The organism is Mesorhizobium sp. M7A.F.Ca.MR.245.00.0.0, from assembly GCF_003997415.1.
In the GTDB taxonomy this organism is placed as follows: domain Bacteria; phylum Pseudomonadota; class Alphaproteobacteria; order Rhizobiales; family Rhizobiaceae; genus Mesorhizobium.
In genome coordinates, this window is the sequence record NZ_RZTE01000014.1 from 91800 (window position 1) to 112009 (window position 20210).

General features: G+C 63.7%; 15 protein-coding genes and 1 pseudogene. 9 read left to right on the forward strand and 7 right to left on the reverse strand.

Annotated elements, in window-relative coordinates:
* Window positions 1-33 precede the first annotated feature (33 nt).
* On the reverse strand, window positions 34-942 hold the full coding sequence (locus EOB80_RS16595) for a LysR substrate-binding domain-containing protein (protein WP_127328622.1): 909 nt from the start codon (window positions 940-942) through the stop codon (window positions 34-36).
* Window positions 943-1061: 119 nt separating this feature from the next.
* Between EOB80_RS16595 and EOB80_RS16600 the strand changes: the two genes are divergently transcribed.
* Both EOB80_RS16600 and EOB80_RS16605 read left to right on the forward strand, forming a co-directional pair.
* The gene (locus tag EOB80_RS16600; RefSeq protein WP_127328623.1) at window positions 1062-2243 is read left to right on the forward strand and encodes an MFS transporter; all 1182 of its coding nucleotides are present in this window, start codon (window positions 1062-1064) and stop codon (window positions 2241-2243) included.
* A gap of 51 nt (window positions 2244-2294) precedes the next feature.
* Window positions 2295-3329 (forward strand): aldo/keto reductase, encoded by a 1035-nt coding sequence (locus EOB80_RS16605; RefSeq protein ID WP_127328624.1) that lies wholly within the window; start codon window positions 2295-2297, stop codon window positions 3327-3329.
* Between the two features lie 242 nt (window positions 3330-3571).
* Here EOB80_RS16605 and EOB80_RS16615 read toward each other — a convergent pair whose 3' ends face one another.
* Complete coding sequence (locus EOB80_RS16615; protein WP_013529022.1) at window positions 3572-3844, reverse strand: usg protein; 273 nt, start codon at window positions 3842-3844, stop codon at window positions 3572-3574.
* Window positions 3845-4146: 302 nt separating this feature from the next.
* Here EOB80_RS16615 and acs point away from each other — a divergent pair, with 302 nt between their 5' ends.
* Window positions 4147-6102 (forward strand): acetate--CoA ligase, encoded by a 1956-nt coding sequence (acs, locus tag EOB80_RS16620; RefSeq protein ID WP_127328625.1) that lies wholly within the window; start codon window positions 4147-4149, stop codon window positions 6100-6102.
* Window positions 6102-6845 (forward strand): MOSC domain-containing protein, encoded by a 744-nt coding sequence (locus tag EOB80_RS16625; RefSeq protein WP_127328626.1) that lies wholly within the window; start codon window positions 6102-6104, stop codon window positions 6843-6845. The genes acs and EOB80_RS16625 overlap by 1 nt, the downstream gene beginning before the upstream one ends.
* Before the next feature lies 1 nt (window position 6846).
* Here the strand turns inward: EOB80_RS16625 and EOB80_RS16630 are convergent.
* The 3 genes and pseudogenes from EOB80_RS16630 to EOB80_RS16640 form a co-directional block, all read right to left on the reverse strand.
* Window positions 6847-8114, reverse strand: a pseudogene (locus EOB80_RS16630) (cyclopropane-fatty-acyl-phospholipid synthase family protein).
* 355 nt (window positions 8115-8469) lie between these two features.
* Complete coding sequence (locus tag EOB80_RS16635; RefSeq protein WP_127328627.1) at window positions 8470-9945, reverse strand: TadE/TadG family type IV pilus assembly protein; 1476 nt, start codon at window positions 9943-9945, stop codon at window positions 8470-8472.
* Window positions 9946-10285: 340 nt separating this feature from the next.
* Window positions 10286-11155: a transglutaminase family protein gene (locus EOB80_RS16640; protein ID WP_127322101.1), complete on the reverse strand. Its 870-nt coding sequence runs from the start codon at window positions 11153-11155 to the stop codon at window positions 10286-10288.
* A 171-nt stretch (window positions 11156-11326) separates the two neighbouring features.
* Here EOB80_RS16640 and EOB80_RS16645 point away from each other — a divergent pair, with 171 nt between their 5' ends.
* Window positions 11327-11992: an HAD-IA family hydrolase gene (locus EOB80_RS16645; RefSeq protein WP_127301864.1), complete on the forward strand. Its 666-nt coding sequence runs from the start codon at window positions 11327-11329 to the stop codon at window positions 11990-11992.
* 7 nt (window positions 11993-11999) lie between these two features.
* On the opposite strand, the gene EOB80_RS16650 is transcribed toward EOB80_RS16645, so the two are convergent.
* Window positions 12000-12221, reverse strand: a complete 222-nt coding sequence (locus EOB80_RS16650; RefSeq protein ID WP_127322100.1) for a DUF1674 domain-containing protein — start codon at window positions 12219-12221, stop codon at window positions 12000-12002.
* 119 nt (window positions 12222-12340) lie between these two features.
* On the opposite strand from EOB80_RS16650, the gene htpX reads away from it, so the two are divergent.
* The 4 genes from htpX (at window position 12341) to purH (ending at window position 18526) form a co-directional block, all read left to right on the forward strand.
* Window positions 12341-13357, forward strand: coding sequence for a zinc metalloprotease HtpX (gene htpX, locus EOB80_RS16655; RefSeq protein WP_127328628.1), 1017 nt, complete (start codon window positions 12341-12343; stop codon window positions 13355-13357).
* Window positions 13354-14742 (forward strand): RsmB/NOP family class I SAM-dependent RNA methyltransferase, encoded by a 1389-nt coding sequence (locus EOB80_RS16660; RefSeq protein WP_245466366.1) that lies wholly within the window; start codon window positions 13354-13356, stop codon window positions 14740-14742. The genes htpX and EOB80_RS16660 overlap by 4 nt, the downstream gene beginning before the upstream one ends.
* A 148-nt stretch (window positions 14743-14890) precedes the next feature.
* The gene (locus EOB80_RS16665) at window positions 14891-16615 is read left to right on the forward strand and encodes a heparinase II/III family protein (RefSeq protein WP_127328630.1); all 1725 of its coding nucleotides are present in this window, start codon (window positions 14891-14893) and stop codon (window positions 16613-16615) included.
* A 294-nt stretch (window positions 16616-16909) separates the two neighbouring features.
* On the forward strand, window positions 16910-18526 hold the full coding sequence (gene purH / locus EOB80_RS16670) for a bifunctional phosphoribosylaminoimidazolecarboxamide formyltransferase/IMP cyclohydrolase (protein ID WP_127328631.1): 1617 nt from the start codon (window positions 16910-16912) through the stop codon (window positions 18524-18526).
* A 168-nt stretch (window positions 18527-18694) separates the two neighbouring features.
* Here purH and EOB80_RS16675 read toward each other — a convergent pair whose 3' ends face one another.
* On the reverse strand, window positions 18695-20071 hold the full coding sequence (locus EOB80_RS16675; RefSeq protein WP_127328632.1) for an MFS transporter: 1377 nt from the start codon (window positions 20069-20071) through the stop codon (window positions 18695-18697).
* Between the last annotated feature and the right edge of the window lie 139 nt (window positions 20072-20210).

A 20210-nucleotide genomic window follows, 5' to 3' on the forward strand; every position in this document is an offset into this window, starting at 1 on the left:
GCTGACATCCCGGGAGCCGTGGCTCCGGAGATGTCAGCTCAGCCGGACGCTCTCTCCCAGAAAATCGAGAAAGGCACGCACCCGCGCCGGCAGATGCCGGCCCTGGCCGACATAGACGGCGTGGGTGGGCTCCTCGTCGCCGGGATTGAATGCCTCCAGCAGCGACACCAGCCGGCCGGCGGCGATGTCTTCCGCCACATGCCAGCGGGCCAGCCGGGCGATGCCCGCGCCCGCCAGCGCCATCAGCCGCATCGCCTCGCCATCGCTGACCAGCGTGTTGCCGGTGATGGGAACCATGATGGCGCGGCCGTCCGCGTCGAGGAACGGCCAGCCATCGAGATGCCTGACGAACCCGAAGCCCATGCGGTTATGCCTGTCGAGATCGGCTGGCGTCAGCGGCGTGCCCTGCGTTTCGAGGTAGGAAGGTGCTGCAACGACCACCACATAGCTTTGCCCCAGCTTGCGCGCCACCAGCCGTGACTCACTCAGCGGCCCGGCACGGATAGCGACATCGGCGCGTTCCGCCATCAGGTCGATGACGCTGTCGGTCAGCACCAGATCGACTGAAATCTCGGGATAGCGTTCAAGGAAGCGTGGCAGAAGCGGAATCAGCCGGTGTACCCCGAAGGGCACGTAGCTGTTGACGCGCAACCGTCCGCGCGGTGAAGCACCCGCCGCCGCCTCCTGCTCGGCCGCCGCCATGTCGGCGAGGATGCGCAGGCCGCTCTCGTAGAACGCGGTGCCTTCCGGCGTCAGTTGCAGCTTTCGCGTCGAGCGGCTGACCAGCCGTGCGCCAAGCCGGGCCTCCAGCCGCGCGATCAGCTTACTCACCGCCGAAGGCGTCATGCGCAACGCGCGTGCGGCGGAGGAAAAACTGCCGTCCTCGACGACGCGCACGAACACTTCGATCTCGCCGGAGCGATTGATATCGGGCCTGGCCATTTGTGAATCTATTTCACAGAAAATGTGCCCAAGGCAAGTCTGGTTCACAATGCAGGGAAGCACGATCTCAGGGGTCGGGGCGCGGGACGGCGCTCTTCGCCATCGAAGTGGAAACCGCCATGCCTCTTGCTCTTTACGCGCTTGCCGCCGGTGCCTTCGGCATCGGCGTCACCGAATTCGTCATCATGGGTCTGCTGCTCGATGTCAGCAAGGATCTCGGCGTTTCGATCACGGCCGCCGGCCAGCTCATTTCGGGCTATGCGCTCGGCGTCGTCATCGGCGCGCCCCTGCTGACCATCGCCACCGGCAACTGGCCACGCAAGACCGTGCTTCTGGCACTGATGGCGATCTTCACGCTTGGCAATCTCGCCTGTGCGCTGGCCCCCGATTACTGGACGCTGATGGGCGCCCGCATTATCACCGCCTTCGCCCACGGCACATTCTTCGGCGTCGGCTCTGTCGTCGCCACCGGGCTGGTCGCACCCAACAGACAAGCCTCGGCGATCGCGCTGATGTTCACCGGCCTGACCATCGCCAACATCCTCGGCGTGCCCTTCGGCACCTGGCTCGGCCAGGCCTTCGGCTGGCGGGCGACCTTCTGGGCGGTGACATTGGTCGGTGTGGCGGCCTTCGCCGTCATCCTGGCTCTGGTGCCACGCAGCCGGACGGCGCCCGAAAAGAGCGATCTGCGCGCCGATCTCGCCGTTTTGCGCCGCACGCCCGTCCTGCTCGGTCTTGCCACCACCGTGCTCGGCTATGCCGGTGTCTTCGCCGTCTTCACCTACATCGCGCCGCTGCTGACCGAGATCAGCGGCTTCCAGGAAGCGGCCGTGTCGCCGATCCTGCTCGTCTTCGGCGGCGGCCTCATTGCCGGCAATTTACTTGGCGGCAAGGTCGCCGATCGCTGGCTGGTGCCGGCCGTTCTCGGCAGTCTCGTGGTGCTGGCCCTGGTGCTCGCCACCATGAGTTTCGCCATCCACAGCCAGGTGATGGCCGTCATCTATGTCGGCCTGCTCGGCGCTGCCGCCTTCGCCACCGTGGCGCCGCTGCAAATGTGGGTGCTGGACAAGGCGCAAGGTGCCGGCCAGAGCCTCGCCTCGTCCTTCAACATCGCCGCCTTCAATCTCGGCAATGCGGCAGGTGCCTGGCTTGGCGGTGCGGTGATTGCCCATGGCCTTGGCCTGGGCTCACTCACCTGGGTCGCCGCCCTGCTGCCGCTCGCGGCACTCGGCGTGGCGGGGCTGGCGCTGCGTCTCGATCGCACCGCCACGCTCGGCGAGCCTGCCTCCATCCGGTCGTGACCGTCCTCTGCAAACCCGCTTTCCTCACCTTCGTTCCACAGGAGTAAAAAGATGGACTACCGACGTCTCGGTGCATCGGGCCTGAAAGTGCCCGCACTCTCATTTGGCGCGGGAACCTTTGGCGGTTCCGGCCCGCTGTTCGGCGCCTGGGGCAACAGCGATGCCAGGGAAGCGCGGCGGCTGATCGACATTTGCCTGGAGGCCGGCGTCAATCTGTTCGACACCGCCGACGTCTATTCGAACGGCGCTTCGGAAGAGGTGCTTGGCGAAGCGATAAAAGGCCGCCGCGATGCCGTCCTGATATCGACCAAGACCGCGCTGCCTATGGGCGACGGACCGGCTGACTATGGCTCTTCCCGGTCGCGGTTGATCAAGTCGGTGGACGCCGCGCTGAAGCGCCTCGGCACTGACTATATCGACCTGTTGCAACTGCACGCTTTCGATGCCGGGACGCCGATCGAGGAGGCCTTGTCGACGCTGGACGAACTCGTGCGCGCCGGCAAGCTGCGCTATGTCGGCGTCTCCAATTTCTCCGGCTGGCAAGTGATGAAGTCGCTGGCGCAAGCCGACAGTCAAGGCTATCCGCGCTATGTCGCGCACCAGGTCTACTACTCGCTGGTCGGCCGCGACTACGAATGGGAGCTGATGCCGCTCGGCCTCGACCAGGGCGTCGGCGCGCTCGTGTGGAGCCCGCTCGGCTGGGGCCGCCTGACCGGCAAGATCCGCCGTGGCCAGCCCTTGCCGGAACAGAGCCGGCTGCACGACACGGCAAGCTTCGGACCGCCGGTCGAGGACGCGCATCTCTACCGGGTCATGGATGCGCTTGACACGGTGGCGCAGGAGACCGGCAAGACCGTGCCGCAGATCGCCATCAACTGGCTGCTGCAGCGCCCGACCGTGTCGTCGGTCATCATCGGCGCCCGCAACGAGGAACAGCTTCGCCAGAACCTCGGCGCCGTCGGCTGGACCTTGACGCCGGAGCAGATGAAAAAACTCGACGCCGCAAGCGAAGTCACCGCGCCCTACCCGTACTTCCCGTATCGGCGGCAGGAAGGCTTTGCTCGACTGAGCCCGCCGGCGGTGTGAGCGCATCGGGTCGTCATGGCGCAAGGTTCGCGGGCCAGCGCCCCCCTCTGGCCTGCCGGCCATCTCCCCCTCGAGGGGGGAGATCGGATGTCGCGGCGACTTTCGCCAATCTCAGGCGTAACAAGGGGCGGCGTTGTCGGCGGAGCTGCCAATCTCCCCACTTGAGGGGGAGATGTCCGGCAGGACAGAGGGGGGCGTCGTAGAACGCCGACCTCAAGAAGCCGTTGCTGCGAAACTCGCCCCTAATGCAGCACGAACTCACCATCTACCTTGCGCCATTCATTCGGCGCGATCAGCTTCTGGTGGGTGTAGCTGATCGAATGCAGCGGCCCGTCCAGCTTGGCCTTCCAGAATTCGATGAACTTGATCAGCACCGGAAACTTCGGCGCCAGATCGTAGTCCTGCCAGATGAAGCTCTGCAGCAGATGCGGGTGATCGGGAAAGTGATAAAGAATCTTGGCCGTGGTCAAGCCATAGCCTTTGAGCATCAGGTCCATTTCGGCATGGTCGCGCATTACGGTCCCCAGGTTGATTCGCCTGTCCTCCCATGGCTGATTGTGCGCGCCGCTGATTAATCGTCTATTGATTTTTTCTTCATCTGAACCGGCTTTAGCATGCGAAAACATGCAGTTAGCAGCGCACTTGGCCGAGTGCTGACAGCCTCGGGAAAGCCCCCTGCGGCATCCAGCCGCGCGAATCCAACGTCTAATGTTGCCGTAACGGCGGAACTGGTAATAATGCCGCCGAATTCGCGGCCCTGTCGCCGCGATCCCGCCGGCATTTCAAGCCGGCGATTGGTTCGGGAGGAAAGTCAGGAATGTCCGAGGTTCATGTCCATCGCGTCCAGCCGGCGTGGAAGAAAAACGCGCTGATCGACAATGACACCTACCTGAAATGGTATGCCGACAGCGTCAAAAACCCGGACAAATTCTGGGGCAAGCACGGCAAGCGCATCGACTGGTTCAAGCCCTTCAGCAAGGTCAAGAACACCTCCTTCGACGGCAAGGTCTCGATCAAATGGTTCGAGGACGGACTGACCAACGTTTCCTACAACTGCATCGACCGGCACCTGAAGAAGCGCGGCAACCAGACCGCCATCATCTGGGAAGGCGACAATCCCTACGATGACAAGAAGGTCACCTATAACGAGCTCTACGAGCATGTCTGCCGGCTCGCCAATGTGATGAAGAAACACGGCGTCAAGAAAGGCGACCGCGTCACCATCTACATGCCGATGATCCCGGAAGCCGCCTATGCGATGCTGGCCTGCACGCGTATCGGCGCCGTCCATTCGATCGTCTTCGGCGGTTTCTCGCCGGATGCGCTGGCCGGCCGCATCGACGACTGCAAGTCGACCTTCGTCATCACGGCTGATGAAGGCCTGCGCGGCGGCAAGCCGATCCCTTTGAAGGAAAATACCGACAAGGCGATCGAGATCGCCGCGAAAGCCGGGACGAAAGTCGAAAAGGTGGTGGTCGTGCGCCGCACCGGCGGCAAGACCGGCTGGGTTTCAGGCCGCGACGTCTGGTACCACGACGAGATCGCGACGGTGAAAGCCGAATGCAAGCCCGAGAAGATGAAGGCCGAGGACCCGCTGTTCATTCTCTACACGTCGGGTTCGACCGGCAAGCCGAAGGGCGTGCTGCACACCACCGCCGGCTATCTCGTCTACGTCTCGATGACCCACCAATATGTCTTCGATTACCATGACGGCGACATCTACTGGTGCACCGCCGATGTCGGCTGGGTCACCGGCCACAGCTACATCGTCTACGGCCCGCTCGCCAACGGCGCCACCACGCTGATGTTCGAAGGCGTGCCGAATTATCCGTCGCAGTCGCGCTTCTGGGAAGTCATCGACAAGCACAAGGTCAACATCTTCTACACCGCGCCGACGGCGCTGCGCGCGCTGATGGGCGCCGGCGACGCGCATGTCGCCAAGACATCGCGCAAGTCGCTGCGCGTACTGGGTTCGGTCGGCGAGCCGATCAATCCGGAAGCCTGGGAGTGGTATTTCAACATCGTCGGCAACGGCAAGGTGCCGATCGTCGACACCTGGTGGCAGACCGAGACCGGCGGCATCCTGATCACGCCGCTGCCCGGCGCCACCGACCTCAAGGCGGGTTCGGCGACGCGGCCCTTTTTCGGCGTCAAGCCGCAGCTGGTCGACGGCGAGGGCAAGGTGCTGGAAGGGGTGGCCGACGGCAATCTGTGCATCACCGATTCCTGGCCGGGCCAGATGCGCACCGTCTATGGCGACCACGACCGCTTCGTGCAGACCTATTTTTCGACCTACAAGGGCAAGTACTTCACCGGTGACGGCTGCCGCCGTGACGCCGACGGCTATTACTGGATCACCGGCCGCGTCGACGACGTCATCAACGTCTCCGGCCATCGCATGGGCACGGCCGAGGTCGAATCCGCACTGGTCAGCCACGACAAGGTTTCGGAAGCCGCCGTCGTCGGCTATCCGCACGACATCAAGGGCCAGGGTATCTACTGCTACGTCACGCTGATGGCCGGCGAGCAGCCGAGCGAGGATCTGCGCAAGGAGCTTGTTACCCATGTCCGCAAGGAGATCGGCGCCATCGCCTCGCCCGACAAGATCCAGTTCGCGCCCGGCCTGCCCAAGACGCGTTCCGGCAAGATCATGCGCCGCATCCTGCGCAAGATTGCCGAGGACGATTTTTCAGCGCTCGGGGATACCTCGACGCTCGCCGATCCGGCCGTCGTCGATGATTTGGTCGCCAACCGACAGAACAAGAAGAGCTGATGCAGGCAGCGCTTGGCATTGTCAGTGAGCTTTGGCGCTATCCGGCGAGTTCGCTTGCCGGCGAGCGCCGGGAGACAATCTCGGTCGACATCGAGAGCATTAAGGGCGACCGCATGTTCGGCCTTGTCGACAAGTCCGACAATGAGATCGCCCGACCGGACCGCGACGCGAAATGGCACAAGGTGCCGCGCATCCGCACCCGGCTGTCGCCTGCCCTGGAACTCGAGATTGCCGTTCCCGAGGGCGACTGGCTGGCTGCGCCAAGTATCGAGAGCGACCGCGCGGTATCGGCCTATCTCGGCTTCGAGGCCTCGATCCGGCCGTTTCGCCGCGAGAATGCCGCGCCTGGTTATTCCGGCCCGCTGACGGCGGAGCGTTATCGCAAGGCGCCGATCCATCTGTTGACCACCGCCTCGCTGGCACGCCTGAAGGCGTTGCATCCAGAGGGCGCCACCGACCCACGCCGCTTCCGCCCCAACATCGTCGTCGACATGGCGGCACTCGAAGGGTCGTTTCCGGAGACGGAATGGATCGGCCGCAAGCTGGCGATCGGCGACTTGGAGTTGACCATCTCCGAACCCTGCCGCCGCTGCGGTTTCACCATCATCGCCCAGGATGGCTTCGACCATGATCCGGCGATCCTGCGCAACCTGGTCCGCCATAACGCCCACAATCTCGGCGTCTATTGCACGGTCGACCGGCCGGCGCGCGTCGAAACCGGCGACGCGATGCGCTTCCGGTAAGCTATCGATACAGATCCGCCCGCGTCGGCGGCAGGCCGCTTGGACCACGCGCGCGCTTGGTCACGATGGTCTGGAAAATCTGCGCCGAGGCGCGTTCGAAGGTGATCGAACAGCCCGTCAGGTAAAGCAACCATAGCCGTGCCTTGGCTTCGCCCACCTCGGCGATTGCCTCGTCGAACCTTTCGTGCAGCCGCTCCGCCCACAGTCTGCAGGTGCGGGCATAGTGCTCGCGCAGGTTCTCGACATCGTAGACGAGAAAACCATGCGCCTCGAGATTACCTGTTGTCATGCCGATCGTGTCGAGTTCGCCGCCGGGGAAGATGTATTTGAGCAGCGCCTTGTACTCCGGCCCCTTGCGCAGGGTCTTCTTCATGTCGCCCTTGCTGCGCCGGGTGATGGCGTGGTGCAGATAGATGCCGCCCGGCTTCAGCAGGCGATGAATGGTCTTGAAATAGGTGGCGTGGTTGGCGAGCCCGAGATGTTCGAACATGCCGATCGACGAGATCTTGTCGAACGAGCCGGTGAGTTCGGCATAGGATTTGATCTCGATGGTGATGCGGTCCTCCAGCCCTTCGGCGCGGATGCGTTCGCGGGCAAGATCGGTCTGCGCCTGCGACAGCGAGACACCGTGGCCGACAACACAATAGTTCTTCGCGGCATGGATGAGCATCGCTCCCCAGCCACAGCCGATGTCGAGCAGTCGTTCGCCAGGCTTCAGCCGGAGCTTGCGACAGATATGGTCGAGCTTGTCGATCTGTGCTTGATCGATGCCATTGGCGAAATCCTTGAAGTAGCCGCAGCTGTAGACCATGCGCTCGTCCAGGAAGAGCCGGTAGAAAGCGTTCGAAATGTCATAGTGATGCTGGATCGCTTCCTGGCTCGAACCGCTGACATAGGGATTGGGCCCCGACAGATCGGTCCGCGCCGTCATCTGCTTGCGTGCCAACAGCACGGAAGGCAGGTCGCGCAGGATCGCCATTTTCGGCAGCGATTTGAGCTTGGTTCTGAGCTTGCCTTGCGACGGCAGGGCATAAAAGTCGAAAATCGTCCCGTCTTCGATGTTGATCGTCTTGGAAATCCACATCTCGATCAGCGTCGACAGGGACGGCCGCTTCACGATCTGCCAGACGATGTCCTGGTCGTTGATGTGAGCACCGGACCCGTGGCGGGGCCGATCCGCTCCCCGGTCCATAGCCTGACGGCAAACCCCGGCTTCAATGTTTCGATCACCGTTCGAACGATGCGAGCGGCCTTTTCGGCTGCCTCCATGCGACTCCTCCGAATGCTGGCCCCAGGCAGAAGTTTGCCCGGCCGGCCTGGCAATCGCAAGCGGCTCGCACCAAGCCCCCCGTTGGCTAATTTCAGACCTGCACCTTGTCTTTTGCTGCAATGCACCCCATCATCAGTATGTGTTCAACAAATCGAAAGGAGGTGATCCGATGTCGAGTGATTTCGTTTTCCAGAACGTGGCCTCAGCGGATTGCACTTTCGGGAAGCAGTCTTCCCGTTAAGGCGCGAAATGCGCGGCGGGTGACCCGATAGGTCGCCGCCAAGGCCGCGCCACGGACGGAAACACGGAAGGCCGCCGGCTTCGAAAGAAGCGGCGGCCTTTTCCGTTTGCGGACTACTGGGTCAATGCGACCTTTTCGGTGTTGCGAATGATCTCCTGAAAGGCGTCGTCCAATTCGGCTCCGGTGGACACGTCGAAGAAATGCCTCTTGGCGGCGGAGGTATCCTTCGACGAACAGTCCTTCAGCACCGCCTTTGCCTGGTCCCGCTCGGTTGCCGACATGTCCTTGTCGTCCAGATCGAAGCCAATGGTGAAAATCTCGATGCCATCATTTTTCATGTTTTCGCACAGCGTTTCGGCGTTGCCGCGCGCAAGGTTGCCCTGGCTGTTGTACCTGTCCCCAGCCCCGGCGAAGGCGGTATTGAACTGGCCATCGGTCATCAGGATCGCGACCTTGGCGATCTTCTTCGGATCGGCATCCGAGGCGCCTTTGCCGAGACCGGCGTTCCTGATTGCAGTGCGCCATTGCGGCGACAGCATATAATAGGTCCACTGAATGGCGATCGCGCCGGCCGTGTAGCCATCGGCCTGGAAGTCCTCGATCGATTCAAGCAATGCATCGGAGTCGGCGGTCAGCGGGATCACCTCCGCACCAGGGCACCTGTTCATACCTCCGCCGAGATGATCGTCCCGGTTGACCAGGGCATAGTATTTCTTGCCGTTCCTGTCGGTGCGAACAGTGTCTGGGCCGTCGGCGCTCATATCCGCGTTGCCGTTCTTGTCCTTGCGCTCGGTGGCGCAATTGTCGGGGCGTGGCATCGCCGCGCCGACAATGGAGATGTAGTCGCTGAAGGACGGCAGCAGATTTTTGCCTGTCTTGGCGACGAGAAGCGGACTGCCGGCGACGGGTGGCAGCTCAGAGCTGCCTTGCTTCTCGGCATAGATGTTTTCCGCCAGCTTGCCGGCGTTGACGCCAGATGCATAAGGCACAATCGCGACGCGGATGCGGGGGTTCTGCGGATCCTGCTTCTGCAGCATCGTCAGAACAGCATTTTTTGCAGCAGCTTTCAGATCGCCGATCTTGTCGACCTTGCCGCGCTTGGCCATCGATCCCGTTATGTCCAGCATCATCGCCACTTCGACGGTCTTGTCCGAATAGAGCGCCGTTGTGGAAGCGGTGACGCGTTTCATGTCGCCCGTGCCGAAAATCGGAAAGTACAGCGCGACATCGATATGGGCGTCGGCCTGAACCGTCTTGGCAGTCCTGTCGACGATCAACCTGTCGAGCACGATCTGGTCGGCCTGCAGAATGCCTGCCTGGCTGTTGGCGTCGAGAAAGGCCTGCACCGATGTGTCGGCATCGGCTTCCTTGATGGCGCCGGTCGTCAGGTCGCGTGCCGTCGACGTGACCGCGGCGTCGACCACGCCTTGGAGGCTCGATCTGGCATTGTAGAGCTGCGATACGTTGACCGAGAAGCCCGCTGCCAGCGCCAAGACCGAGGCGCTAAGGCCGAACAGGACCGCGAAATTTCCACCGCGATCTCTGGCGAAGCCGCCGACCGCGTGAACAAGACCCCCGTAATTCCGCATCCTACAGCCTCCACTCGCCTCGGCCTCGTCGCCGCGCAAAGGGCAATGCAGGATTCCCGCCGGATGATGCCTTGGCCTGGCGGAGAGCTGGCTTTCCAAGAGCAAGCCATTGTTTTTGTTGAATTTTGGAACCCATAAAGGTGAACGGTTGGTAAACGGGAACTCGCCGTGGCGCTGGCGTTTACGAGCCGCTTACCATGATCTGGCCCGAGGCATCGCGACGCCATCGACGGCGTCCTGTTGCGGCACAAGCTCACTGTGCCGAAGCGGACCATGTGTCCCGAAAGTTGCGCCTAGAAAGAACCTCGCTGCCACCCTGTCGCATCGGTAGGCGTCGCGATTACGCCAGCATCTGTGCGCTGACGGTCCTGTCGATGCCGTGGTAGGGCGGGTTGAACAGATTGCCTTCCTGTTCATGGGTCCACACCTTGAACAGGCTGAGCCGGTGGGGGCCGAAACTGTGCAGCAGCGGCACGTCGGTGGCGTCGCGGCCACGGGCGATGACGATACGGCCGATTCTCGGCGTGTTGTGGCGAGGATCGAACGTGTACCATTTGCCGTCGAGGAACACTTCCAGCCACGCCGAGAAGTCCATCGGCGCCGGATCGGCTGGCACGCCGATATCGCCGAGATAGCCGTTCACATAGCGTGCCGGAATATTCATGCAGCGGCAAAGCGTGATCGCCAGATGGGCGAAGTCGCGGCAGACCCCGACGCGCTCCTCATGCGCCTGAGCCGCGGTGCGGGTCGAGCGCGCATAGCCATAGCCGAACGACAGCCGGTTGTGGACATAGTCGACGATCGCCTGCACGCGCGCCCAGCCAGACGGGATGTCACCGAAGAGCTGCCAGGCCAGGCTGCTCAGATGATCCGTCTCGCAATAGCGGCTGCCGAGGAGATAACCGAGAACTTCGTCGGGCAGATCCGCCACCGGCACTTCCCTGGCCAGGGTGTTTACCTCGTCCGTCTCGCCGCTGTCCTCTACGACCGCGTCGTACAGGATGCGAAAACCACCGGCGGGCGCTGTGAAGCGCCGGCAGGCATTGCCATGCAGATCGTGGTACAGTCTTGTCGGCACCGCGGGCGAGGTCAGCACCCGCGTCTGCCGCTTGATGTCGCCCTGCCTGTCCCGATGGATCTCGAGCACTGAAATCACCGGCGTGGCGGCTACGCATTCGATGGCGATTTCGTAGCCGAGCCGGATCAGCACCGTTGGTCCCCCTTCGATCGTTGTTGTGAGAAGCAGTCCTTCCCAAACGCCCGGAGGATATCGTGGTTCCCTGGGACGATCGAAAAGCACGCCCCCGTGTCTTCCCCTGCCGCAGTCGAGACGTTAGGTTCGGCCACCCGACCAAGCGCCTCCCCGGACTCAAGGAAAATCATGTATTCAGGCAGAAAATTCGCGGCCTTCCTCTTCGACATGGACGGCACGCTCATCAATTCCATCGCCTCGGCGGAACGGGTGTGGAGCAATTGGGCTCTCCGCCAGGGGCTCGACGTCGCCGCCTTCCTGCCGACGATCCATGGCGTGCGCGCGATCGAGACCATCACCGGCCTGGCACTGCCGGGCGTCGACCCGGCATACGAGGCTGATCTGCTGCTGAAGGCCGAGGCGGCCGATCTCGATGGCATTATCCAGATCTCAGGCGCCGTGGCATTTCTCGATTCGCTGCCGCCCGAACGCTGGGCAATCGTCACCTCCGCCCCACGTGAGCTGGCGCTGTTGCGCATGAAGGCCGCCGGCATCCCCGTCCCGGCCATCATCGTCGCGGCGGAAGATGTCTCCCGCGGCAAGCCGGCGCCCGATTGCTTCCGGCTTGGCGCGGAACGGCTCGGCTTCGACGCGCGCGATTGCCTCGTCTTCGAGGATGCTCCAGCTGGCATCGCGGCAGCCGAAGCGGCGGGCGCGGCGGTCATGGTCATCAGCGCCACGCACAAGCACCCCTTGCCAACGCAACATGCCGCGATCGCAGGCTACGACATGGTCGGCATCACCGTCGACGAGCGTGGCTGGATCGCGCTCGAGCCGCAGCGCAACGCCGCCTAGGCGGCATCTAGAAATCGCTGGTGAGGCCCTTTACCTCCCAGTCGCCGTAGCGCCCTGGCTCCTTGCCGCCGCGGCCGCCGATCTCCTTCGGCAGCGCGGCCTCCTTTTCGCGGTAGCCTTCCCGCCGCGCTGCGGCCTCGGCCAACGCACGGCGTGCGGCCGGCGTTAGCTCTCTCTGCGATGACGCTTCGGCAGAAGCGGCGCCTGTTTTACTGATTTCGTCGGTCATGCGATAATCTCGGCAGATTGAGCCCGGTCAATTGAAACAGGAACTGGCGTTTCCCATCATATAGCCATGACCGCACGACGATCGACCCCTTTTCGGTGCCATTTCGACAGGAGCAGACGATGAACACCATCCGCACCGCCATGCTTCTTGCCGCGATGACGGCGCTGTTCATGGGCGTCGGCTTTTTGATCGGCGGAACCGGCGGCATGATGATCGCCTTCCTGTTCGCGGCCGGCACCAATCTGTTCAGCTACTGGAATGCCGACAAGATGGTGCTGTCGATGAACCGTGCCGTCGAGGTCGACGAAAGGAACGCGCCCGAATATTACGCCATCGTCCAGGCAATGGCCAAACAGGCCGGCCTGCCGATGCCGAAGACCTATCTGATCGACAACCCGCAGCCGAACGCCTTTGCCACCGGCCGCAACCCGCAGAACGCGGCGGTTGCTGCCTCCACCGGCCTGTTACAAGCGCTGACGCCTGAAGAGGTCGCAGCCGTCATGGCGCACGAGCTCGCCCATGTGCAGCACCGCGACACGCTCACCATGACGATCGTCGCCACCTTTGCCGGTGCCATCTCGATGCTCGGCAATTTCGCCTTCTTTTTCAGTGGCAATCGCGACAACAATCCGTTCGGCTTCGTCGGCGTGCTGGCGGCGATGATCGTAGCGCCCTTTGCCGCGATGGTCGTGCAGATGGCGGTCAGCCGCACCCGCGAATACGAGGCCGACCGGCGTGGCGCTGAAATCTGTGGACACCCGCTCTGGCTGGCATCGGCGCTTGACAAGATCGCCCGCGGCGCCGAACGCATCCGCAACCCCGATGCCGAGCGCAATCCCGCGACCGCGCATCTCTTCATCATCAATCCCCTTCACGGCGAGCGCATGGACAGCCTGTTCTCCACCCACCCCGCCACTGAGAACCGCATCGCAGCCTTGCAGGCGATGGCGCAGCAGATGCAAGGCGAAACCCAGGCCGCCCCGCGCCAGGCGTCGACGCCACGGCATGCAGATCAACCGCGGCCATCCGGCCCGTGGGGCGAGGCAGCGCAGCCCGAGCAGCCGGCGGAGCCCGCCAAGCCCAAATCCAACCCATGGGGTCGCAATCCGACCGGGCCCAAGGGCCGGTGGTCGTGAGCGTGGCGCACAGAGGACCACGACGCACGGTTTCAGGTGATCAGGAACACAGGGACGGCGGCGACTTCGTTGCCGGTCTCGCCGCACGCAAGGCGGCGGCGCGCCTGCTTGCCGCCGTCATCGACGCCAGGACGCCGCTTGATGGGCTGACCGATCACGAAAACGGCCACCCGCAATACAAGGCGCTCGACATGCGCGATCGCGGCCTTGTCCGCGCCATCCTGGTCACCGCGCTGCGCTATCGCATGACCATATCAGGGCTGCTGGCGCGGCGCCTGGAAAAGCCGCTGCCGCCTAATGCCACCGCTTTGTCGCACATATTGCATGTGGCCGCAGCTCAGATCCTGTTCCTCGATATTCCCGACAGCGCCGCCGTCGACATTGCGGTGACCCATGCCAAGTCCGATCCGCGCACGGTGCGCTTCTCCGGCCTCGTCAATGGCGTTCTGCGCACACTGGCACGTGCCAAGGAAACGGAATTGCCTGCCGCCCTTGCCGCCACCGACGAAGCGCCAAAGTGGTTTTCCGATCGGCTGAAGACCACCTACGGCAACGAGAAGGCCAGACAGATCCTCGAAGCGCATCGCGTTGAGGCGCCGGTCGACTTCTCGGTCAAGGCCGATCCCGGTCTCTGGGCCGAAAAACTCGGCGGCATCGTCCTGCCGACCGGCACGGTGCGGGTCGAGAATCTTGTCGGTCCTGTCACTGAATTGCCTGGCTTTGCCGAGGGCGCCTGGTGGGTCCAGGACGCCGCGGCCAGCCTGCCGGCCCGGCTGTTCGGCGATGTCACGGGATTGCGGGTTGCCGATCTCTGCGCCGCGCCCGGCGGCAAAACGGCGCAGCTGATCGTTGCCGGTGCGAAGGTCACCGCCGTCGACACGTCAAAAAACCGGCTCGTGCGGCTGACGCAGAATCTCGAGCGTCTCGGCCTGTCCGCCGAAATCGTTCAGGCCGACCTGCTCAAATACGAGCCGAAGGGCTTGTTCGACGCCGTGCTCCTCGACGCGCCCTGCTCATCGACCGGCACGGTGCGGCGGCATCCCGACGTGCCATGGACCAAGACTTCGGCCGATGTCGAAAAACTGGCCGACCTGCAACGCATGCTGCTCGCCCGCGCCGTCACGCTGGTGAAGCCCGGCGGCAGGATCGTCTTTTCCAACTGTTCGCTCGATCCGCTCGAAGGCGAGGATCTCTATCGCGCCTTTCTGGCCGGCACGCCTGAAGTCACCAACGATCCGTTGCGGCAAGGCGAGATCGCCGGCATCGATCCGTTCCTGACGACGCAAGGCACGCTGCGCACCACGCCCGCCGACCTGGAGCTCGGCGCGCCGGAACGCTCGGGCCTCGATGGTTTCTTCGCCGCTCGCATGCGGCGAGCCGGCTAGCGATTGAATTGCCCGGATTTACTGACTTTTTGGGGTAGGATCGGGGGCAAAGCCAGGTGAACCGGCGTGGGGTCGTGGAATTCGCCTTCGCACGAATCGTGCAATCATGTAGACTCGGCGCCGGGGTAGAGGACGATCAGGAGGGGTTTTGGCACTTGCTGCCAGCAGCACGACGCGTCTGTGGACGCTTGTCGCGAAGGAGTTCTGGCGCAAAACGCGCCGGCGCCTGCGCGCCGGGCCTATCTATCGCTGGCGCTATTCCGGCCGCACGCCGGAACGTGTGCTGATCGCACCGCCGGATCTGCGCCTCGCCGACCCGCAGATCGCACTCGAGATCTATTACGGCCGCTATCCCCTGTCGGGGCATCTCGTCGAGACCGGCGGCAAGTCGCCTTTCCAGATCAGCGTGCCCAATCACGGCTGGCAGAAGACGCTGCACGGCTTTCGCTGGCTGCGCCATATGCGCGCCGCCGGCACCGAGCTTGCCGCCGCCAATGCCCGCGCCCTGGTCTCCGACTGGATCACCATGCATGGCAGCCATATTTCCGGCATCGCCTGGGAGCCCGGCACGACGGCCAAGCGCATCATCGCCTGGTTGCAGCACTCCTCGGTCGTATTGCAGGGCGCTGAGTTCCCTTTCTACCGCGCCTTCCTGAAATCGGTTGCCATCCAGATCCGCTACCTCAGGTCGATGGCGCGCGAAATGCCCGACGGCAAGGACAGGCTGCGGGCCCGCATCGCGCTCGCCTTCGCTGCCTTGTCCCTGCCGGCGCCGGCATCGGCCCTGCGTGGCGCGACCCGCAATCTTGCCGAGGAACTCGACCGCCAGATCCTCGCCGATGGCGGGCATATTTCGCGCAATCCGATGGTTGTCCTGGAAATCCTCGCCGACCTTCTGCCGCTGCGCCAGACCTATGCCAACCAGGCGGAAACGCCGCCGCAGGCGCTGATCGGCGCCATCGACCGCATGCTGCCGGCGCTGCGCTTCTTTCGCCATCAGGATGGCAGCCTCGCCCGCTTCAACGGCATGGGCGCCACCATCCACGACCGCATCGCCACCATTCTGCGCCACGACGACACCGCCGGCGCGCCGCTGCTGCATGCGCCGCATTCCGGCTATGAGCGCCTGTCGATGGGCGGCACCACGGTCATCGCCGACACCGGCCCGCCGCCGCCGGTCGATGTGTCCAACGCCGCACACGCCAGCTGTCTCGCCTTCGAACTGTCGTCCGGCCGCCAGCACTACATCGTCAATGCCGGCATCGACACCTATGGCGCGGCTGAATTCCGGCCGCTGGCGCGCGCCACCGCCGCGCACTCGACCGCCACCATCAACGACACCTCGTCGGCGCGCTTCAGCCATTCACTGCGCGTCAACGACCTGCTCGGTTCGCCGCTGATCGGCGGCCCGCAGCATGTGCAGTGCAAGCGCACCGACCAGAAGGGCATTCAGGGCTTCATCGCCCGCCATGACGGCTATGTCCCGCGCTTCGGCTTCCTGCATGAGCGCGAGCTGAAGCTGTCGTCGAACGGCAACGTGCTGGCCGGCCGCGACCGCTTCCAGCGGCCCGGCAATGCCGCGATCCGCAACAATGGCCGCGACTTCGTCACTGTCCGTTTCCACGTTCACCCCGACGTCAATCTTTTGCAAGACGAGCATGATCGCCTGGTGCTGGCCGCCGATCAGGCCGACACCTGGGTGTTCACAGCAGCCGAGGTGGTGCCGGAAGTCGAGGAATCAATCTATTTCGCCGGTCTTGGCGGCCCGCGCCGCAGCCGCCAGATCGTGCTTGCCTTCAAAGCCTCGGAAATCGCCGAAGTCCACTGGCAGCTGACGCGCACCAGCATCGCCGGTCATCCGGAAAACAACTGATCCTCCTGGCAGGGCTTTGAACGCAGGTTAACAAAAGGCCTGACGACAACCAGTTCGGCGGCATCGGCAGCTTGCGTCGGCAACGATAGGAATTTTTTCTTGACTCGGTGACCTCAGCTATGGTACAAATTCGCCCATGGTGCTGATTTGCGCCAGTGACCCGCCGCACAGGCGGGTTTTTCGTTTTAATACGGATTCGTTGCCTTGCCCCACCTGACCGCCGGTTTGATTTCCGGACGGCATGTGCTACGGGCGCGGGCATCCATCACACCAGTCGTGAAAGGCTGCCAGCCCATGGCCGTCGCCGCCAAGAACATTCCCGCACCAGACCTTGTTCCCGTGCGTCGCGCCCTGCTCTCCGTTTTCGACAAGACCGGCCTCATCGATTTCGCCAAAGCGCTGGCAGCCGCAGGCGTAGAGCTGGTCTCGACCGGCGGCACGGCAAAGGCGATCGCTGACGCGGGCCTTCCGGTGCGCGACGTCTCCGAGCTCACCGGTTTCCCCGAGATCATGGACGGCCGCGTCAAGACCTTGCATCCTGGGGTGCATGGCGCGCTGCTTGGCGTGCGCGACGATCCGGAGCATTCCGCGGCAATGCGCAAATACGGCATCGAGCCGATCGATCTCGTCGTCTCCAATCTCTATCCGTTCGAGGAGGTCCGCCGCTCCGGCGCCGACTACGCGTCGATCGTCGAAAACATCGACATTGGCGGGCCGGCGATGATCCGCGCCTCGGCCAAGAACCACGCCTATGTCGCCATCGTCACCGACCCCGGCGATTACGCCTCGGTGCTGAATGCGCTGGAGATGAACATCGGCTCGCTGTCGCTGGATTTCCGCAAGAAGCTGGCGGCCAAGGCCTTTGCCCGCACCGCCAGCTATGACGCGGCGATCTCCGGCTGGTTCGCCGAGGCGCTCGAGATCGAACATCCGACATGGCGCGCCTTTGGCGGCAGGTTGGTCGAGGTGATGCGCTATGGCGAGAACCCGCATCAGAGCGCCGGCTTCTACGTCAACGGCGACAAGCGCCCGGGCGTCGCCACGGCGCGCCAGCTGCAGGGCAAGCAGCTATCCTACAACAACATCAACGACACCGACGCCGCCTTCGAACTGGTCGGCGAGTTCGACCCCGACCTTTCCGCCGCCGTCGCCATCATCAAGCACGCCAATCCGTGCGGCGTTGCCGAAGGCGCCTCGCTGAAAGCCGCCTACGCCAAGGCGCTGGCTTGCGACCCGGTCTCGGCCTTCGGCGGCATCATCGCCGTCAACCGTACTCTCGACGCCGAGGCGGCGGAAGAGATCGTGAAAACCTTCACCGAGGTGATCATCGCGCCCGGCGCCACCGATGAGGCAGCGGCCATCGTGGCGGCGAAGAAGAACTTGCGCCTGCTGGTCACCGTTGGGCTGCCGGACCCGCGCACGCCGGGCACGACGGTCAAGTCCGTCGCCGGCGGCCTGCTCATCCAGGGCCGGGACAACGCCGTCGTCGACGACCTCGAACTGAAAGTGGTGACCAAGCGGGCGCCGACGCCGGCCGAAATGGCCGACCTGAGATTCGCCTTCCGCATCGCCAAGCACGTCAAGTCCAACGCCATCGTCTACGTCAGGGACGGCGCCACCGTCGGCATCGGCGCCGGCCAGATGAGCCGGGTCGATTCCTCACGCATCGCCGCCCGCAAGGCACTCGACGCCGCCGAGGCCGCCGGCCTTGCCGAACCGCTGACCAAGGGCTCGGTCGTCGCCTCCGACGCCTTCTTCCCCTTCGCCGATGGCTTGCTGTCGGCAATCGCCGCTGGCGCCACCGCCGTCATCCAGCCGGGCGGTTCGATGAACGACAAGGACGTCATTGCCGCTGCCGACGAGCACGGCATCGCCATGGTGTTTACGGGGATCAGGCATTTCCGGCATTGACGCACTTCTTCCTTCTCCCCTTGCGGGAGAAGGTGGATCGGCGCGTAGCGCCGAGACGGTTGAGGGGTGTCCAGCGAAGTGAGACGTTGGTGTTCCCTGGAACACCCCTCATCCGACCTCGCTTCGCGAGGCCACCTTCTCCACAGGGAGAGAAGGAAAGAGGCGCTCCTATCCCACCGGCCGGTCCGCCGGATAGGGCGTCTTGACCAGGATCGCCATGCCGATGCCCAGGAACAGCACGATCACCGCCATGCCGAGCCGCGCCGAGCCGCTGGCCAGGGTGACCGACGCGACCATGAACGGCGCCAGGAAACTGGTCGCCCGCCCGGCCAGCGCATAAATGCCGAAATAGCGGCCGGATTCTGCCGCCGTGACGCTGCGCGCCATATAGGATCGCGACGACGCCTGCACCGGCCCGAAGGCCACGCCGATCAACAGGCCAAAGAAGATGTAGGCTTTTTCCGCTGCCGTGCCGAACAGGCCGCCGCTGTCCGGTCCAGGCATCATCCAGAGGCCGAACAACGTATAGCCCGGCCCGGTCGAGACGATGCCGATCGTGGCGATACTGAGCAGGACCAGCGAGATCATGACGATGGTTTTTGAGCCAAGCGCCGTATCGAGACGGGCTGCAACCAGGCAGCCGAAGATGGCGACGACGTTGAGAATGATGCCGAAAATACCGATCTCGGTGATCGACCAGTGGAACATCGCAGCGGCGAAGGTGCCACCCAACGCCAGCAGCGCGTTGACGCCGTCCTGATAGATCATGCGGGCTACCAGGAAGCGGAAGATGCCGCTGCGCTTGCGCACCTCGCCCAGTGTCACTTTCAGCTCCGCCAGCCCCTCTCGGACAGCCGGACCGATCGGCAGGCCCTTGATGGCGTCGGGGGTGAAAAAGAACATCGGCAGGATGAACAGGAAGTACCAGCCGGCTGACAAAGGCCCGGTTGCGCGCGCGTCCTCGCCGAGCTTCGGGTCGAGCCCGAAGAGCGGGTCGATGCCGATGATCGTCTTGCCGGTCTCAGGCGAACCGGCCAGGCAGGCGACGACGAAGACCAGCACGATCATGCCGCCGAGATAGCCAAGCCCCCAGGCCATGTTGGAAATCCGGCCGATCTCGCTCTTCGGCACTAGGCGCGGCATCATCGAATCGTTGAACACGGTCGAAAACTCCGCCGCCACCGACGCCAGCGAAAAGAACAGCACGACCAGGAAAAGGTTCGAACCGGGGGCCGCGAACCAAAGCATGCAAAGGCAGGTGATCTTGACCGCGGCAAAGAATGCGATCCACGGCTTGCGCGGTCCGGTCTGGTCGGCGATCGAGCCGAGGATCGGCGACAGCACTGCAATGACAAGGCCGGCCGCGGCAATGCCGTAGCCCCAGGCCGCCTGCCCGGTTTCCGGATCGCTCGCCATCCGCGACACGAAATAAGGCCCGAAGATGAAGGTGGTGACGACGGTGAAGAACGGCTGCGCCGCCCAGTCGAACAACATCCATCCCCAGATGCCGCGCCCGGACGCACGCTGCACTGTCTCTACCGTCATGATGATCCCCCGGCACCGGTTCCGTGTCGGGCGCCATGTCTGCATGTTTCATGCGCTCATGCAATGAACCAAGCTTGGTGCCGTCCCTTGCCCCTGCCGGGCGTTCGTTGTCCGAAAACCCAGCAATTGGCTTTCGTCC

Bases quoted from the DNA above. Each gene is read 5' to 3' on its own strand.
- EOB80_RS16605 (WP_127328624.1), top strand. From the start codon at position 2,295: ATGGACTACCGACGTCTCGGTGCATCGGGCCTGAAAGTGCCCGCACTC.
- htpX (WP_127328628.1), top strand. From the start codon at position 12,341: ATGAACACCATCCGCACCGCCATGCTTCTTGCCGCGATGACGGCGCTG.
- acs (WP_127328625.1), top strand. From the start codon at position 4,147: ATGTCCGAGGTTCATGTCCATCGCGTCCAGCCGGCGTGGAAGAAAAAC.
- EOB80_RS16625 (WP_127328626.1), top strand. From the start codon at position 6,102: ATGCAGGCAGCGCTTGGCATTGTCAGTGAGCTTTGGCGCTATCCGGCG.
- EOB80_RS16595 (WP_127328622.1), bottom strand. From the start codon at position 942: ATGGCCAGGCCCGATATCAATCGCTCCGGCGAGATCGAAGTGTTCGTG.
- EOB80_RS16615 (WP_013529022.1), bottom strand. From the start codon at position 3,844: ATGCGCGACCATGCCGAAATGGACCTGATGCTCAAAGGCTATGGCTTG.
- EOB80_RS16635 (WP_127328627.1), bottom strand. From the start codon at position 9,945: ATGCGGAATTACGGGGGTCTTGTTCACGCGGTCGGCGGCTTCGCCAGA.
- purH (WP_127328631.1), top strand. From the start codon at position 16,910: ATGGCCGTCGCCGCCAAGAACATTCCCGCACCAGACCTTGTTCCCGTG.
- EOB80_RS16650 (WP_127322100.1), bottom strand. From the start codon at position 12,221: ATGACCGACGAAATCAGTAAAACAGGCGCCGCTTCTGCCGAAGCGTCA.
- EOB80_RS16675 (WP_127328632.1), bottom strand. From the start codon at position 20,071: ATGACGGTAGAGACAGTGCAGCGTGCGTCCGGGCGCGGCATCTGGGGA.
- EOB80_RS16600 (WP_127328623.1), top strand. From the start codon at position 1,062: ATGCCTCTTGCTCTTTACGCGCTTGCCGCCGGTGCCTTCGGCATCGGC.
- EOB80_RS16645 (WP_127301864.1), top strand. From the start codon at position 11,327: ATGTATTCAGGCAGAAAATTCGCGGCCTTCCTCTTCGACATGGACGGC.